This is a genomic window from Streptomyces odonnellii (genome assembly GCF_000981895.1).
Taxonomy (GTDB): domain Bacteria; phylum Actinomycetota; class Actinomycetes; order Streptomycetales; family Streptomycetaceae; genus Streptomyces; species Streptomyces odonnellii.
The window spans coordinates 1-16,549 of the sequence record NZ_LATD01000189.1; the positions used below are offsets into that span (position 1 = coordinate 1).

Here is a 16,549-nt window from a genome sequence, read left to right on the forward strand (position 1 = left end):
GTGCGAGGGGGCGTTCATGAAGGGCGGGTGAGGGGCGGTGCTGGTACGGAGGAAGGGAGGCGGGCGGCCACGCGGCGGGACGGCGGCGGTCAGCGGGCGTCTTCCGGGAGGAGCCGGGCCAGCGTACGGACGGCTCGGTACTGCAAGGTCTTGATCGCTCCTTCGTTCTTGCCCATGACCCGGGCCGTCTCCGCGACCGAGAGGCCCTGGAGGAAGCGCAGGGTGACGCACTCCTGCTGCTGCGGGTTGAGTTTCCGCACGGCTTCCAGCAGCGCCGCGTTCGACAGGGACTCCAGGACCGAGTCCTCCGGGCTGCGCTCGACCTCATTGGCGTCGAGCATTTCGCCCGTGGTCACTTCGAGCCGGAATCGGCTCGATTTGAAGTGGTCCGCGACCAGGTTGCGGGCGATGGTGACCAGCCAGGCGCCGAAGTCGCGTCCCTGGTAGGTGAAGGTGGAGATACGGCGCAGGGCGCGCAGGAAGGTCTCGCTGGTGAGGTCCTCCGCGGTCGCCTTTCCGCCCACGCGGTAGTAGATGTAGCGGTAGACGGTGTCGCTGTACTGGTCGTACAGCCGGCCGAAGGCCTCGGCCTCGCCGGCCTGGGCGCGCTCGACGAGTTCCATCATGCGGGCGCTGTCGCTGTCGGCGGTGGGGCGGCGCGCGGGGGTCGAGGCGGTGGTGGCGCCGCGGCTTCCCCGTCTGCCGACCGCCGCACCGCCGTTCGCCAGGGCATAACAAGGACCGATAGGGCCGCTCACGGCAGGGGCCGGTGCGGCGAGGGCGGGGACGGCGTACGCGGTGGGGACGAAGCCGCGCAAGTGGTCGAGGACCGTTGCGCGCAGCGTAGCCAGGCCCGAGGCGTCAACCCCGACGTGTGGGTACACGGGACTCCCAGAGGCAGAGCTTCCATCACGTGCAGTGCGGGACCGTTCACTCGTCGTGGCGACGTGTGGGGTCCGGTATGCGTCTGAGGAGAATAACGCTTCGTACAGGCAGTGCTACACCCAGTTGCTCAAATCATCGATTACGTCGCTTCCGTGACGCCTAGGCGGCGTATCAAGTAGCACATCGTGACCGTTTATTGATCGGATTGCGTCAAGATCTGCCTGGTGTCGTGATGGGTTGTGGCGGGTGATGACCTGTGTCGCGCCACGGGCGGTCCGGGGGACTGGCGGCCCGGGCGCGCGGGTAGAACGGCCGGTTCGGCCTTGTACGGGCACGGCCGGAGGCACGCCGGGAGCGCGGCGGTACGGGCGGCGGGCGCGGCGGTACGGCGTCGGGCGCGGCGGGGATAGGGGCCGCGCGGTTACGGGTCCGGAGCGTCCGGTGTCAGCGGCGGCGGCGGTGCAGGGCCACCGCGGCGGCCGTGCCGCCCGCGAGGGCTCCCACTCCGGCTGCCGCCGGGATGCCGACCTTGGCCGCCTTGCGGCCGGTCCGGTAGTCGCGCAGCCGCCAATCGAGCCGGCGCGCGTGCTTGCGGAGCTTGGTGTCCGGGTTGATGGCGTACGGGTGGCCGACCAGCGACAGCATCGGGATGTCGTTGTGCGAGTCGCTGTAGGCCGCGCAGCGGTCCAGGTCGAAGCCCTCCCTGGCGGCCAGGGCGCGGACGGCCTCGGCCTTCGCCGGGCCGTGCAGCGGCTCGCCGACGAGCTTGCCGGTGTAGACGCCGTCGACCGATTCGGCGACCGTGCCGAGGGCGCCGGTCAGCCCGAGCCTGCGGGCGATGATCGTCGCGGTCTCGACGGGCGCGGCCGTCACCAGCCAGACCTGCTGGCCGGCGTCGAGATGGGCCTGGGCCATGGCGCGGGTGCCGGGCCAGATGCGGTCGGCCATGTACTCGTCGTAGATCTCCTCGCCGATGGACATCAGCTCGGCGACCCGGTGGCCCTTCACGATGGACAGGGCGCTGTCGCGGGCGTCCTGCATGTGCTCGGGGTCCTCGACCCCGGCCACCCGGAACCAGGCCTGCTGCCAGGCGAACCGGGCGAGCTCGCGGCGCTGGAAGAACTTCCTCTTGTACAGGCCGCGGCCGAAGTGGAAGAGCGCGGCGCCCTGCATCACGGTGTTGTCGAGGTCGAAGAACGCCGCGGCGCGCGCGTCCCCGACGACCGGGAATTCCGGGGTCTCCTCGCGGGGCTCCCGCGGCTGCGGGGTCTCCTGCGTGGACTTCAGTCCTGCCTCGGCTGCGGCCTCGCCCGCGAGCACGCTCCGCGCCGTCGCGGAGCGCCTGCGAGGGGTGAGCCATCCCAGTGCGGCCATAGCGTGAGCATAGCCAGTCTGTTCGGAACTGCCCGACGGGTGGGGATGCCATGGGGTGAACTCTGTCCGACCGGTGCGTTAATCGGACGATCAGCGGTTGCCTGTGGACAGCGGACCGTCTCCAGGGCCGCCCCGGAGCAGAATGGGCCGCATGAGTCCTCTGTTGCGGCGTACGGCGAAGGCGGAGCCGGACGATGCGCCGAAGAAGAAATCGACGGAATCGAAGAATGCGCGGAAGGAAGCCGGCGAGAGGGTGGTGACACTTCTCTCGAAGCCGGGGTGTCATCTCTGTGACGATGCGCGTGCGGTGGTCGCGGCCGTGTGCGCGGAGGCGGGAGCATCCTGGGAGGAAAAGGACATCACTCAGGACGATGCGCTGTATCGCGCCTACTGGGAGCAGATTCCGGTGGTGCTGGTGGACGGCGAACAGCACACGTTCTGGCGGGTGGACGCCGATCGGCTCCGACGGGAACTGGGGGGCTGACTGAAAAGACGGTTACCATCGTGGGCGCTTTGCTGGGTAAGGAGTGTGTGCGGTTTTGCCCCCTTCGTGTGTGCAACGGCTTGACGCGGTCGCCGGTTCCGGGACCGCCCGATCGGGATGCGTGACCCCGGTCACTTTGCTCGGACAAAGTGGACACAATCTTTGTGCACGCGTTCACAAAGACATAGCCTGCATTCGACGGGGCGGTCCTGGGACATACGGCCGCCTGCAGCCTCGCTCATCCCGCAGGAGCACCGTGGCAACTGGCCGAACTCACCGACCGGCGACTCGCAGCCGAGGAATCCCCGAGGCCACCGTCGCCCGGCTTCCGCTGTATCTGCGGGCGCTGACCGCTCTGTCCGAGCGTTCCGTCCCCACGGTCTCCTCCGAGGAGCTCGCGACCGCGGCCGGGGTGAATTCCGCCAAGCTCCGCAAGGACTTCTCCTACCTGGGCTCGTACGGGACGAGGGGCGTCGGGTACGACGTCGAGTACCTCGTCTACCAGATCTCCCGCGAGCTGGGGCTCACCCAGGACTGGCCGGTCGTCATCGTCGGCATCGGTAACCTCGGCGCCGCGCTCGCCAACTACGGCGGGTTCGCCTCCCGGGGGTTCCGGGTCGCCGCGCTCATAGACGCCGACCCCGCGATGGCCGGCAAGCCGGTCGCCGGGATGCCGGTCCAGCACACGGACGAGCTGGAGAAGATCATCAGTGACAACGGCGTCTCGATCGGGGTCATCGCGACCCCCGCGGGCGCCGCCCAGCAGGTCTGTGAGCGGCTGGTCGCCGCCGGGGTGACCTCGATCCTCAACTTCGCGCCGACCGTGCTCTCCGTTCCCGACGGAGTGGACGTACGGAAGGTCGACCTCTCCATCGAGCTCCAGATCCTCGCCTTCCACGAGCAGCGCAAGGCCGGTGAGGAAGCCGCCACCGAAGCCGCGCTGGCCGCGGCGGCCGAGCGCGACACCGCCGCCGAGAGCCCGGCGGACGGCGCGGTGGACGGCGCCGCGAGCCGGAAAGGACCCGACGGGGACGTTCCGGCGGTGATGCCGGCATGAGTCTCCTGGTCGTCGGACTGAGCCACCGCAGCGCGCCGGTGAGTGTGCTGGAGCGGGCGTCGCTGCCCACCGACACACAGATCAAGCTGTTGCAGGACGCGCTCGCCGCGGAGCCCGTGGCAGAGGCCGCCGTCCTCGCCACCTGCAACCGGATCGAGCTGTACGCCGACGTCGACAAGTTCCACGCCGGGGTCGCCGAGCTGACCACGCTCCTCGCCCAGCACAGCGGCGCGGGACTGGACGAGCTCACCCCGTATCTCTATGTGCACTACGAGGACCGCGCCGTCCACCACCTCTTCTCGGTGGCCTGCGGTCTGGACTCCATGGTCGTCGGCGAGGGCCAGATCCTCGGCCAGATCAAGGACGCGCTGGCCCTGGGGCAGGAGCTGCACACCGCGGGCCGCCTCCTCAACGACCTCTTCCAGCAGGCGCTGCGCGTCGGCAAGCGCGCACACAGCGAGACCGGCATCGACCGGGCCGGGCAGTCCCTCGTCACCTTCGGCCTGGAACAGCTCGCCGCGGGCCGGGCGGTCGAGGACTGGGCCGGAGGCAGGCGGGCGCTGGTGATCGGCGCGGGCTCGATGTCCTCCCTGGCCGCCGCGACCCTCGCCCGCGCCGGGGTCGCCGAGATCGTCATCGCCAACCGCACGGCCGCCCGCGCCGACCGGCTCGTACAGATCCTCAACCAGCCCGGCGGCACGGGTGTCCGGGCGCGCGCCGTGACCATGGCGGACGTCGGCGCCGAGCTGACACACGCCGACATCGTCGTGTCCTGCACCGGCTCCACCGGCCTGGTGCTGACCGCGGCGGTCGTCGAAACCGCGCTCCAGGACCGTGCGGCTCCGCAGGCACTGCTCGATCTGGCCATGCCCCGGGACATCGACTCCGGTGTGCACCGCCTCGGCGGCGCCCGGCTGATGGACATAGAGTCGCTGGCCGAGGCCTCGGCCGACGCCCCGATGGCCGCCGATGTCGATCAGGTGCGCACCATCGTCTCCGACGAGGTCGCCGCCTTCGGCGCCGCCCAGCGCGCCGCGCACATCACGCCTACTGTGGTCGCACTGCGCGCCATGGCCGCCGATGTGGTGAGCAGCGAGGTCGCGCGGCTCGAAGGCCGGCTCCCCGATCTCGACGACAGACAGCGCGCCGAGGTCACCAGGACCGTGCGCCGTGTCGTCGACAAACTCCTGCACGCGCCCACCGTGCGGGTCAAGCAGCTCGCCAGCGAGCCCGGCGGCGCCGGGTACGCGGACGCGCTGCGTGAACTCTTCGACCTCGACCCGCAGACGGTCGCCGCCGTCAGCCGGGCCGACCTGAATGACACCGACGGTGTAGGCAGAGGGCGAGTATGACCGACAAGGCATTGAGGCCCGAGAAACCACTGAGGCTCGGCACCAGGCGCAGCACGCTCGCCAGGGCCCAGTCCGCACTGGTGGCCGAGGCGGTGCGCGAGCTGTCCGGCCGGCCGGTGGAGCTGGTCGAGATCACCACGTACGGCGACACCTCGCGCGAGCACCTCACACAGATCGGCGGTACGGGCGTCTTCGTCACCGCGCTGCGGGACGCGCTGCTCAGAGGCGAGATCGACTTCGCCGTGCACTCCCTCAAGGACCTGCCGACGGCCCAGCCCGACGAGCTGACGCTGGCCGCCGTGCCGCGCCGCGAGGACCCGAGGGACGCGCTGATCGCGCGGGACGGGCTGACCCTGGACCGGCTCCCGGCCGGAGCCCGTGTCGGTACGGGGTCGCCGCGCCGCGCCGCCCAGCTCAACGCGTACGCCCGCGGTCACGGCCTCGCCTTCGAGACCGTACCGATCCGCGGGAACATCGACACGCGGATCGGGCATGTCCACGGGGGCAGGCTCGACGCAGTCGTGCTCGCCGCCGCCGGACTGCACCGGATCGGCAGAACCGGCGAGGTGACCGACTTCCTTCCGGTCGACACCGTCCTGCCCGCCCCCGGCCAGGGGGCCCTCGCCGTCGAGTGCGCCGCGGTCAACGTGGACCTCGCCGCCCTGCTCGCCGGACTCGACGACCCGCACACCCGGGCCGCCGTGACCGCCGAGCGATCCCTGCTCGCCGCCCTGGAGGCCGGCTGCAGCGCACCTGTGGGTGCCCTGGCCGACCTGCTGGCCGACGGACAGGTTGTCAACGAAATGCGCCTGCGCGGCGTCGTCGGCACGCTCGACGGCTCGACGCTGGTGCTGCTGTCCACCACCGGTCCCGTACCCACGTCGCACGGCGACGCCATCGCGCTCGGTCGCGAACTCGCGTCCGAGATGCTCGCCAAGGGTGCGGCCGGTCTTATGGGGGAGCGAGCACATTGAGCCCCACCACCACTGACCTTCCAGCCTTCGCCGCATCGGGGCACGTCACCTTCCTCGGTGCAGGACCCGGAGATCCGGGTCTGCTGACACTCCGCGCCGTCGAGGCGCTCTCGGGAGCGGATGTACTGATCGCCGAGCCGGATGTGCTCGCTGTGGTACGCAGCCATGCCAGGGCGGGAGTGAGCACCCCTGCACTGACGGTTGTCGACGATGCGTCAACAGCCGCCGGAATTCCCGCGATCCGGGATGCGGCCAATCTTGTCATGGAGGCCGCGCGGGGCGGCAAGCGGGTCGTCCGTGCGGTCACCGGGGACCCCGGTCTCGACGGCGACGCGGGCACGGAGATGCTCGCCTGCGCCTCCGCCGGGATTCCCTTCGAGGTCGTCCCCGGTATCGCCGCCGCCGTCGGGGTGCCGGCGTACGCCGGGGTGCCGCTGCGCGACGCGCAGGGCACGGACGTACGCCTCGTGGACGCCAGGACCGCCAGCGACCGCTGCTGGACCGAGGTCGGCGCGAGCGACGGCACGGTCGTCGTCTCCACCACCCTGGAGTCGGTCGCGGGCGCCGCGGGCGAACTGGTCGCGGCGGGCCGCAAGCCCGACACGCCGATGACGGTCACCGTCGCCGGTACGACCACGCGCCAGCGCACCTGGACGGCCACCCTCGGCACCATCGGGCAGACCCTGAAGCAGGCCAAGGTGCTGCCCTCCCCGGACGGACACCAGCCCGTCATAGCCGTGGTCGGCGAGCGCAGCGCGGCCGCGCAGCGCGACCAGCTCGCGTGGTTCGAGTCCAAGCCGCTGTTCGGCTGGAAGGTGCTCGTGCCGCGGACGAAGGAGCAGGCCGCGTCGCTCTCCGACCAGCTCAGGTCGTACGGCGCGGTCCCGCACGAGGTCCCGACCATCGCGGTGGAGCCGCCGCGTACGCCCCAGCAGATGGAGCGCGCGGTCAAGGGCCTGGTCACAGGGCGCTACGAGTGGATCGCCTTCACCTCGGTCAACGCGGTCAAGGCGGTGCGGGAGAAGTTCGAGGAGTACGGTCTCGACGCCCGCGCGTTCGCCGGGATCAAGGTGGCGGCGGTGGGCGAGCAGACCGCCGCGGCCCTGGTCGACTTCGGCGTGAAGCCCGATCTGGTGCCCTCCGGTGAGCAGTCGGCCGCCGGGCTGCTGGAGGACTGGCCGCCGTACGACCCGGTGTTCGACCCGATCGACCGGGTGTTCCTGCCGCGCGCCGATATCGCCACCGAGACGCTGGTGGCGGGGCTGATCGAGCTGGGCTGGGAGGTCGACGACGTCACGGCGTACCGCACCGTGCGCGCCTCGCCGCCGCCGGCCGAGACCCGGGAGGCCATCAAGGGCGGCGGCTTCGACGCGGTGCTGTTCACCTCCTCCTCGACCGTGCGGAACCTCGTCGGTATCGCGGGCAAGCCGCACAATGTGACGGTGATCGCCTGTATCGGCCCGGCCACGGCGAAGACCGCCGAGGAGCACGGTCTGCGGGTCGATGTCCTCGCGCCGGAGCCGTCGGTGCACAAGCTGGCCGAGGCGCTGGCCGCGTTCGGTACGCAGCGCCGGGAGTCGGCGCGGGAGGCCGGTGATCCGGTGACGCGGCCGAGCGAGCGCAGGCCGGGGAGCCGCAGACGGCGTACGACGACCTGAGCCCGGGTCGGCCTGGGCCGAGCGTGGTGTGTGGTGGGGGTCCGGCCGTCGACACGGCCGGACCCCCACTGCTGTGCCCGGTCCCGCGGCCGGTCTTTCCGGTCGCTGTGTCGGTAAGGCGGCGGGGCGTCCGGGGCTATGGTCGAAGGTGGTCCGAGGGCCGGCCGGATTGTCCTGGCCGACCTCGACGACGCCGGAACACGAGCGGAACACGGACACCGAACGACCACGGACATCGAGCAACCGGACACCGAGCACACACCCAAGAGGCGACAGACGATGACTCAGTACGGATCCTTTCCCGGCGCGCGGCCCCGGCGGCTGCGGGTGAACCCGGTGCTGCGCCGCATGGTCGCGGAGACCCGGCTGCACCCGGCGGACCTCATCCTCCCCGCGTTCGTACGGGAAGGGATCGCCCGTCCCGCGCCCATCGCCGCGATGCCCGGTGTCGTCCAGCACTCACTGGACACCCTGCGCAAGGCGGCGGTGGAGGCGGCCACCGCGGGCGTCTCCGGGATCATGCTCTTCGGTGTCCCCGAGGACACCAAGAAGGACGCGGCGGGCACGGCGGGCACGGACCCCGACGGCATCCTCCAGACCGCGATCCGCGCGGTGAAGGAGGAGACGGGCGACGAGCTGGTCGTCATGTCCGACCTGTGCCTGGACGAGTACACCGACCACGGCCACTGCGGAGTCCTGGACGACCGGGGGCGCGTCGACAACGACGCGACGCTCGAACGGTACGCCGAGATGGCCCGCGTCCAGGCCGACGCGGGCGTCCATGTCGTGGGCGCCAGCGGCATGATGGACGGCCAGATCGGGGTGATCCGCCGGGCGCTGGACGGCATCGGCAAGGAGGACGTGTCGATCCTCGCGTACACCGCTAAGTACTCGTCCGCGTTCTACGGGCCCTTCCGCGAGGCCGTGGGCTCCTCGCTCAAGGGCGACCGCAAGACGTACCAGCAGGACCCCGCCAATGTCCGGGAGGCCCTGCGCGAGCTGGCGCTCGACCTCGAAGAGGGCGCCGACATGGTGATGGTCAAGCCGGCCCTCCCGTATCTGGACGTCCTGGCGCGGATCGCCGCCGAGGTGGCCGTGCCGGTCGCCGCGTACCAGATCTCCGGTGAGTACGCGATGGTCGAGGCGGCGGCGGAGAAGGGCTGGATCGACCGCGACGCGGCGATCATGGAGACCCTGACCGGGATCAGGCGCGCGGGCGCGGGCATGATCCTGACGTACTGGGCGACGGAGGTCGCGCAGAAACTCGCCCGTTGAAAGTCCGCTGAACGCCCATGGAACCGCTCGCCCGCTGACCAGACCGGACAGCGGGCGACGGGCTCAGCACGCGCCCACCGGGCACAGGGCCAGTGCCTAGGCCCTGGCCGGCGGAGCTTCGAGGGCCCGCGACGATCCGCCGGACAGGCCCTAGAGACGCTCGGGGGCCCGGATGCCGAGCAGGGCCAGGCCCTGCTGGAGCGTGCGGGCCGTCAGATCGCAGAGGAAGAGACGGTTCTCGACCTGGGCCGGGGTGTCCGCCTTCAGGACCGGGCACTGGTCGTAGAACGTCGTGAAGTGCGAGGCGAGCTGGTACAGATACGCGGCCAGCTTGTGCGGCTCGTACGAGGACGCGACCTCGGCCAGGACCTGCCCGAACTCGTCGACATGCAGCCCCAGTGCCCGCTCGGCCGGAGCCAGCTCCAGCTCCGGGTGGGCGGCGGGTCCGGTGTCGCCCGCCTTGCGCAGGATCGACTTGATACGGGCGTACGCGTACTGGAGGTAGACCGAGGTGTCGCCGTTCAGCGAGACCATCTGGTCCAGGTCGAACTTGTAGTCCCGTACAGCCGACGTCGACAGGTCCGCGTACTTCACGGCGCCGATCCCGACGTATCGCCCGTTCTCGACGATCTCCGGCTCGCTGAGCCCGGCCTTCTCGGCCTTCTCCCGTACGACCGCCGTCGCCCGCTCGACCGCCTCGTCGAGCAGGTCCTGGAGCCGTACGGTCTCGCCGCCACGCGTCTTGAACGGCTTGCCGTCCTTGCCGAGGACCGTGCCGAACGCCAACTGGAAGGCGTGCACCCGCTCGTCCAGCCAGCCGGCCCGCCGCGCGGTCTCGAAGACCATCTTGAAGTGCAGCGACTGGCGGACGTCCACCACGTACAGCAGAGCGGTGGCGTCCAGGTTCCGCACCCGGTCGCGGATCGCGGAGAGGTCCGTGGCGGCGTATCCGTACCCGCCGTTGCTCTTCTTGACGATCAGCGGGACCTGCTTGCCGTCCGGGCCCTTCACATCGTCGAAGAAGACACAGAGCGCGCCCTCGGAGCGGACGGCGACGCCCGTCTCCTCCAGGATCCGGCAGGTCTCCTCCAGCATGTGGTTGTAGCCGGACTCGCCCACGATGTCGGCGTCGTGGATCTCCATGTCGAGCTTGTCGAAGACCGAGTAGAAGTAGATCTTCGACTCGTCCACGAACCGCTGCCAGAAGGCGAGCGTCTCCTCGTCGCCCGCCTGGAGGGCCACCACCCGGTCCCGCGAGCGGTCCTTGAACTCCTCGTCGGAGTCGAAGAGGGCGCGCGAGGCCTTGTAGAGCCGGTCCAGGTTCGACATCGCGGTCTCGCCGTCGGCGGCGGCGCCGCTCGCGTCGGTGCCCGGGCCGCCCTGACCGCCGTGGTCGCCGCCCCTGTGGTCCAGCTCGTGCGGGTGCTCGATCAGATACTGGATGAGCATGCCGAACTGGGTGCCCCAGTCGCCGATGTGGTGCCGCCTGATCACCTTCTCGCCGGTGAACTCCAGGATCTCGACCATCGCCGCGCCGATCACCGCCGACCGCAGATGCCCGACGTGCATCTCCTTGGCGACGTTCGGCTGCGCGTAGTCGATCACGGTCGTGCCCGGCTGCTCGGCGTACGGGACACCGAGCCGGGTGTCCGCGGCGCGGGCCGCGAGGGTCTCGATGATCACCTGGTCGGTGAGGGTGATGTTCAGGAAGCCGGGTCCCGAGACCTCGATCTCCTTGATCACATCACCGGCGGCGACCTTCGACACGACCTGGGCCGCCAGCTCGCGCGGATTGCCCTTGAGCTGCTTGGCGAGCGCCAGAATGCCATTGGCCTGGAAGTCGGCCCGGTCGCTGCGTCGGAGCAGCGGAACGGCGGAACCGGCCTCCGGCAGGGCTGCCGAGAGGGCGTCCGCGATGCGCTGATCGACGGTCGAAGCGAGGGAAGAGACCGGGGCCATGGGCTGGTGCCGTTCCTGTCGAGTGCGGTGAGCAATCCCCAGTATCCCATGGGGCCGCAAAGGGTTTTCGCTCTGTCCGAGGGACCTGGGACAATGAGTGGCACCGGTTCCCCGTGGCCACCGGTCCACCCGGATGACCACCGGTCCGCCGGTTTCCCAGGCAGGGCGTAGCAGAAAGAAGGACGTGCCGATCGTGGCTCAGAGCACCGAGACCGACTGGGTCTCCCGTTTCGCGGACGATGTCATCGCCGAGTCGGAGCGGCGTGCGTCTGACGCGAAACAATCACCCGCCGCCGCCCCGGTGGTCGTCGTCGCGTCCGGGCTCTCCCCCTCCGGCCCGATCCACCTGGGGAATCTGCGCGAGGTCATGACCCCGCACCTGGTCGCGGACGAGATCCGCCGGCGGGGATACGAGGTCAGGCACCTGCTCTCCTGGGACGACTACGACCGGTACCGCAAGGTGCCCGCGGGTGTGCCCGGTACGGACCCGTCCTGGGCGGAGCACATCGGCAAGCCCCTGACCTCCGTGCCGGCCCCGGCCGGGTCCCCGTACCCGAACTGGGCCGAGCACTTCAAGGCCGCGATGACCGAGTCGCTGGCCGAGCTGGGTGTTGAGTACGACGGGATCAGCCAGACCGCGCAGTACACCTCGGGGGCGTACCGCGAGCAGATTCTGCACGCGATGAGGCACCGCGCCGAGATCGACGCGATCCTCGACCGCTACCGGACGAAGGACAAGGACAAGAGCAAGGGCGCCGCGAAGGGCCAGGCGCAGGCCGGTCAGGCGGGGCAGGCCGGGCAGGCCGCTCAGGCCAAGGGCGGGCAGAAGAAGGCCGAGGAGGCCGAGCTGGCGGCCGAGGAGGGCTCGGGCGCGGCCTCCGAGGACGACGGCAGCGGCGGCTCCGCGGGCTATTTCCCGTACAAGCCGTACTGCGGCGGCTGCGGCAAGGACCTGACCACCGTCACCGCGTACGACGACGGGACGACGGAGCTGACCTACACCTGCGCGGAGTGCGGCTTCTCCGAGACCGTGCGGCTGAGTGAGTTCAACCGCGGCAAGCTGGTCTGGAAGGTCGACTGGCCGATGCGCTGGGCGTACGAGGGCGTGATCTTCGAGCCGTCCGGGGTCGACCACTCCTCGCCGGGGTCCTCGTTCGTCGTCGGCGGGCAGATCGTGCGCGAGATCTTCGACGGGGTGCAGCCGATCGGCCCGATGTACGCCTTCGTCGGGATCTCCGGCATGGCGAAGATGTCGTCGAGCAAGGGCGGCGTGCCCACCCCGGCCGACGCGCTCAAGATCATGGAGGCGCCGCTGCTGCGCTGGCTCTACGCGCGGCGCAGGCCCAACCAGTCGTTCAAGATCGCCTTCGACCAGGAGATCCAGCGGCTGTACGACGAGTGGGACGCGCTGGAGCGCAAGGTCGCGGACGGTTCCGTGCTGCCGGCCGACGCCGCCGCGTACGCGCGGGCCACGGGCACGGCCGCCGGTGAGCTGCCGCGTACGCCGCGCCCGCTGCCCTACCGCACGCTGGCCTCGGTCGTGGACATCACGGCCGGTGCCGAGGAGCAGACCCTGCGGATCCTGAGCGAGCTGGACCCGGCCCGGCCGCTGACCTCGCTGGACGAGGCGCGCCCCCGGCTGGACCGCGCGGAGAACTGGATCACCAGCCAGGTGCCGGCCGAGGCGCGCACGGTCGTACGGTCCGAGCCGGACCAGGAGCTGCTGGCCTCGCTGGACGAGCGGGGGCGGGAGTCGCTGCGGCTGCTGCTGGAGGGCCTGGACAGCCACTGGTCGCTGGACGGGCTGACCACGCTCGTGTACGGGGTGCCGAAGGTGCTGGAGGGCCTGGAGCCCGATGCGAAGCCGACGCCGGAGCTGAAGACCGCGCAGCGGCAGTTCTTCGCGCTGCTGTACCGGCTGCTGGTGAGCCGGGACACCGGGCCGCGGCTGCCGACGCTGCTGCTGGCGGTGGGGACGGACCGGGTCCGGAAACTGCTCGGCGCGTGACGGTCGCGGGGCCGTCGCGGGGCCGGGCGGGTCTGCTCGCGGGCTGCCCATGGCCTGCCCGCGGGCCCGGCTCCGCGAGCGGGCCGGGTCCGGCCGGACAGCGTCTAGGCGATGTGCTCCGCCCCGTCCAGGTTGGACTGGAAGCGGTGGCGGAAGTCGCGCAGATAGGTCCGGAGTGAACTCTCGCTCAGCGGACCGCCCGTGCGGCCCGTGACGCCGTAAAGGTCCATCAGGTAGAGGCCGAACTGACGGGCGTTGGGGAAGTCCCCGTGCTCACTGACGTACTTGCGGAAGGCGCCGAAGTACGCCTCCTCACGGGAGACGTCGTCGGGCAGGCCGGGGACGGGCAGTTCGTCGTCGGCCTGCTCGGGCGGTTCCGGGATCCGGTCGTCGGGGCCTCCGGAGGCCGGGACCGGACCCTGGGCGGGGCTGGGGCCCGCCGGTTGCTGCGTCTGGTCGGCGTACTGCGCCTGCGGCTGCTGGTACGGCTGCTGCTGGTACGCCTGGGCCTCGGCCTGTGTCTGTGCCTGGGCCTGCGGACCGTACGGCCCGTCCATCCGGGGACCCGGGACGCCGACTCCGCCGAGCGGGCGGCTGCGGCCCGGGCCTGAGGGGATCATCACCGGGGTGGGCTCCAGACCCTCCACATAGGTGGGGTTGTAGGCGCCCTCGTACGCGCCCTCCGGCACCTGCGGCGCGGCGAACCACGGGCTCGTGTGGGACACGGGCTGGGGCTGCGGCTGGAACTGCGGATCGGGCTGGGGCTGAGGCTGGCCCTGCGGCTCGGCTTCCGGCTGCGGGTGCTGCTGGGCCTGTCCCTGCGGCTGCTGATGCTGCTGGGGCTCGGGCTGCTGGTGCGACGGGAGTTGCTCGTACCGGTCCTGCTGATGGTCCTGCTGATCCTGCCGCTGTGTAGCTGCCTCGGGGTCGGGCGCCTGGGCGGTGGCCGGTATCTCGGCCCGGGGCTGCGGGAGTTCGGCCATCGGGGGCGCGGGCGGCAGCAGCACCGGTTCGATACCGGCGGCGGCGAGACCCGAGGCCGCGGTGTCCGCGAGCGGTACGCCGTACTTGGCGAGCCGCAGCGGCATCAGCGCCTCGATGGGCGCCTTGCGCCGCCAGTTGCGGCCGAACCGCGCCTGGAGGCGCGACTGGTAGATGAGCCGGTCCTGTTCGAGCTTGATGACCTGCTCGTACGACCGCAGCTCCCACAGCTTCATCCTGCGCCACAGCATGAACGTCGGCCCCGGCGACAGCAGCCAGCGGGTCAGGCGCACACCCTCCATGTGCTTGTCGGCGGTGATGTCCGCGATCCGGCCGACCGCGTGCCGCGCGGCCTCGACCGAGACGATGAAGAGGAGGGGGATCACCGCGTGCATACCGACGCCGAGCGGGTCCGGCCAGGCCGCCGCTCCGTTGAAGGCGATGGTGGCGGCCGTCAGGATCCACGCCGACTGGCGCAGCAGCGGGAAGGGGATCCGGATCCAGGTCAGCAGGAGGTCGAGCGCGAGCAGGACACAGATGCCAGCGTCGATACCGATCGGGAAGACGAGCGAGAACCTCCCGAAGCCCTTCTCCTCCGCGAGTACGCGTACGGCTGCGTACGAGCCCGCGAAGCCGATCGCGGCGATGATGACCGCTCCGAAGATCACGACCCCGACGAGTATTCGGTGCGTGCGTGTGAGCTGCATCGCGGCCACCCGCGATCCCCTCCCGTAATCGACCCCTTTTATGACGCCGTGCGACGCCCCGCGACGTCGTGTGCGACACCGGGCACTCGGTCAGGTACTCGACAACCGATACCCGACGGCCCGACATCTGGCGGGCACAGCCTGGCACATGTGTGCGCATGGCGTGGCGCGGGGAGCGGAGCCGGCCCCTCCGAGAAGGGCCGGACCCCATGGAAAAGCGAAGAAAACGCCCCGCGTCGAGGCGAGTTCGGGAACCGGGGCGTGTGCGTGCGTGCGTCCGCGTGTCCGGCTTCGCGCCGGGGCACCGGGCCCGTACGTCCGTATCGCCCGGGGCCCGTACGTCCCGTACCGCTCCGGGCGTGTGCGTCCGCACGCCAGTTCCCGTGTGTCTGTCCGGTTGCTGTGCCTGTCCGGCTGTGCGGCTATTCGGCGGCGGATTCCTTGGGGCTGGCGGAGTCGCCTGCGGCGGGGGCCTGGCCCGAGCCGGACGCGACCGCCGCGACCGCCTCCTTGGCCGCCTTCACCGCGTCCGCCGAGACCTCGGAGATGCCGGGCGACTTGGCGCCCGCGTATCCGGCGCCGTTGTAGTTGACGGTCACGACGACGTTCTCCGTACGGGCCACGACCGTGGCGTACGAGAAGTCCGCGTCCGTCTTCGTGAGCGAGTACGTGACGGTCGTCGCCTCGTCGCCGGTCCCGCTCGCCGGGGCCGCCTTGATCTGCTTGGCGCCCTCGGTGGCCCGCGCGCCCGCGACCTCCTTGGTGTAGAACTCGGTGGCTCGCTCGGCGCCGCTGCCGAGCGTCACATCGGAGTCGTACCGGGTGAGGGAGACATCGAGCCAGCGGTACTGCGAGCCCTTGACGCCGTTGTCGTCCAGGCCGTTCCAGGAGCAGCTCGCCCGCGTGGCCACATCGCTGGACTTGCCGGCCGTACCGCCCTTGACCTTGGCATTCGGTACGAGCGAGTCGATCGTCTTGCGGCCGACCGTCGCGCAGGCGTCGGGCAGCCCGGTGAACTTGGCGGGGGCGACGGTCGCGGACGGCTTGGCGCTGGGGCTCGCCGAGGAGGCGTCGGCGTCGCTCGTACCGCCGGAGTCGGACGAGCAGCCGGCCACGGCGAGCATCACCGGAACGGCTGCGCAGGCGAGTATGCGGGGGAGTCGCGAGGCTGATCGGTGCATGGTTCCTTCAGTCGGTACTCGGTCGGTCGCTGGTCACTCGGTCGGACGGGCGGCGTGCGGTTACGCGGCGTGCGGTCGTGCGGCATGCGATCGCCCTGTGTGCGATCGCCCTCTGTGCGGTCGCGCTGCGTCGGCGTGCCCTCGTACTGCGTACAGCCATGCCGTCATTTTTTCGTACGGTCAGAGCGGCCACGGTAACCGGCGAGCCGGGCCCGCGGGGCCGGGAACGGCAGTCCGCGCCCGGCGCGGGGCCCGCCGGGCGGACGGACGGGGACCGCTATTCGTCGAGTTCCTCGGCGAGCCGCTTGGCCAGCGCCTGTGCCTTGTCCTGCAGTTCTCCGCTGTCGGGTACGACGGCGGGGAACGCGGGCTGCTCGGTGTACCGGACGGTGACGATCACATTGGATGTGCGGAACACCACGCTCACGGTGCGGTGCTGCGCGGCCGAACCGGAGCGGGCGAGGACGTCGTCCAGGAAGGCCGCGTCGCCGAGACCGTCGAGGACGCGGGGCTCCAGGCCTTCGGCGGGCGGGGTCTCGGAGGGGGAGACGGACGGGGCTCCGGACGGGGTGAGGGAGGCGGCGGATCCGGTCTGGGTGGTGGTGTTGGGGTTTGTCGCGGTTCCTGTGGTGCTGCCGGTGCCGGTGTCGGTGC

General features: G+C 71.0%; 12 protein-coding genes and 1 pseudogene. 7 read left to right on the top strand and 6 right to left on the bottom strand.

Going from position 1 to position 16,549, the window contains the following annotated elements:
• Positions 1–89: 89 nt before the first annotated feature.
• Together WH07_RS18515 and WH07_RS18520 are read right to left on the bottom strand one after the other, a co-directional pair.
• A complete protein-coding gene (locus WH07_RS18515) occupies positions 90–884 on the bottom strand; it encodes an ECF subfamily RNA polymerase sigma factor, BldN family (protein WP_063775790.1) in 795 nt (264 codons plus the stop codon).
• 445 nt (positions 885–1,329) lie between these two features.
• Entirely contained in the window at positions 1,330–2,259 is a 930-nt protein-coding gene (locus WH07_RS18520) for an HAD family hydrolase (RefSeq protein WP_046501194.1), read from the bottom strand.
• A gap of 151 nt (positions 2,260–2,410) precedes the next feature.
• Here WH07_RS18520 and WH07_RS18525 point away from each other — a divergent pair, with 151 nt between their 5' ends.
• The 6 genes from WH07_RS18525 to hemB all read left to right on the top strand — a co-directional run bounded on the left by WH07_RS18525 (position 2,411) and on the right by hemB (position 9,059).
• Positions 2,411–2,743: a glutaredoxin family protein gene (locus WH07_RS18525; RefSeq protein ID WP_408645867.1), complete on the top strand. Its 333-nt coding sequence runs from the start codon at positions 2,411–2,413 to the stop codon at positions 2,741–2,743.
• A gap of 256 nt (positions 2,744–2,999) precedes the next feature.
• Entirely contained in the window at positions 3,000–3,800 is an 801-nt protein-coding gene (locus WH07_RS18530) for a redox-sensing transcriptional repressor Rex (RefSeq protein WP_046501196.1), read from the top strand.
• Positions 3,797–5,152 carry a glutamyl-tRNA reductase gene (locus tag WH07_RS18535; protein WP_046501198.1) on the top strand — a complete coding sequence of 452 codons (1,356 nt, stop codon included), beginning with the start codon at positions 3,797–3,799 and terminating at the stop codon, positions 5,150–5,152. The genes WH07_RS18530 and WH07_RS18535 overlap by 4 nt, the downstream gene beginning before the upstream one ends.
• Positions 5,149–6,126: a hydroxymethylbilane synthase gene (gene hemC, locus WH07_RS18540; protein WP_046501199.1), complete on the top strand. Its 978-nt coding sequence runs from the start codon at positions 5,149–5,151 to the stop codon at positions 6,124–6,126. Before WH07_RS18535 ends, hemC begins: the two co-directional genes overlap by 4 nt.
• Complete coding sequence (locus WH07_RS18545) at positions 6,123–7,784, top strand: bifunctional uroporphyrinogen-III C-methyltransferase/uroporphyrinogen-III synthase (RefSeq protein ID WP_046501201.1); 1,662 nt, start codon at positions 6,123–6,125, stop codon at positions 7,782–7,784. Before hemC ends, WH07_RS18545 begins: the two co-directional genes overlap by 4 nt.
• Positions 7,785–8,063: 279 nt before the next feature.
• The gene (gene hemB, locus WH07_RS18550; RefSeq protein ID WP_046501214.1) at positions 8,064–9,059 is read left to right on the top strand and encodes a porphobilinogen synthase; all 996 of its coding nucleotides are present in this window, start codon (positions 8,064–8,066) and stop codon (positions 9,057–9,059) included.
• A 150-nt stretch (positions 9,060–9,209) separates the two neighbouring features.
• Here hemB and argS read toward each other — a convergent pair whose 3' ends face one another.
• Positions 9,210–11,018 carry an arginine--tRNA ligase gene (gene argS / locus WH07_RS18555; RefSeq protein WP_046501202.1) on the bottom strand — a complete coding sequence of 603 codons (1,809 nt, stop codon included), beginning with the start codon at positions 11,016–11,018 and terminating at the stop codon, positions 9,210–9,212.
• Between the two features lie 184 nt (positions 11,019–11,202).
• On the opposite strand from argS, the gene lysS reads away from it, so the two are divergent.
• The gene (lysS, locus tag WH07_RS18560; protein WP_046501204.1) at positions 11,203–13,026 is read left to right on the top strand and encodes a lysine--tRNA ligase; all 1,824 of its coding nucleotides are present in this window, start codon (positions 11,203–11,205) and stop codon (positions 13,024–13,026) included.
• Between the two features lie 104 nt (positions 13,027–13,130).
• Here lysS and WH07_RS18565 read toward each other — a convergent pair whose 3' ends face one another.
• The 3 genes and pseudogenes from WH07_RS18565 to WH07_RS18575 form a co-directional block, all read right to left on the bottom strand.
• The gene (locus WH07_RS18565) at positions 13,131–14,723 is read right to left on the bottom strand and encodes a DUF2637 domain-containing protein (RefSeq protein WP_046501205.1); all 1,593 of its coding nucleotides are present in this window, start codon (positions 14,721–14,723) and stop codon (positions 13,131–13,133) included.
• Between the two features lie 413 nt (positions 14,724–15,136).
• Positions 15,137–15,895 (bottom strand): hypothetical protein, encoded by a 759-nt coding sequence (locus tag WH07_RS18570; protein ID WP_046501207.1) that lies wholly within the window; start codon positions 15,893–15,895, stop codon positions 15,137–15,139.
• 277 nt (positions 15,896–16,172) lie between these two features.
• Positions 16,173–16,549, bottom strand: a pseudogene (locus WH07_RS18575) (DUF3558 domain-containing protein); the annotation flags it as partial.

Coding starts and splice junctions, on each gene's coding strand:
- WH07_RS18520 (WP_046501194.1), bottom strand. CDS start 2,259: ATGGCCGCACTGGGATGGCTCACCCCTCGCAGGCGCTCCGCGACGGCG.
- WH07_RS18525 (WP_408645867.1), top strand. CDS start 2,411: ATGAGTCCTCTGTTGCGGCGTACGGCGAAGGCGGAGCCGGACGATGCG.
- WH07_RS18535 (WP_046501198.1), top strand. CDS start 3,797: ATGAGTCTCCTGGTCGTCGGACTGAGCCACCGCAGCGCGCCGGTGAGT.
- hemC (WP_046501199.1), top strand. CDS start 5,149: ATGACCGACAAGGCATTGAGGCCCGAGAAACCACTGAGGCTCGGCACC.
- hemB (WP_046501214.1), top strand. CDS start 8,064: ATGACTCAGTACGGATCCTTTCCCGGCGCGCGGCCCCGGCGGCTGCGG.
- argS (WP_046501202.1), bottom strand. CDS start 11,018: ATGGCCCCGGTCTCTTCCCTCGCTTCGACCGTCGATCAGCGCATCGCG.
- WH07_RS18570 (WP_046501207.1), bottom strand. CDS start 15,895: ATGCACCGATCAGCCTCGCGACTCCCCCGCATACTCGCCTGCGCAGCC.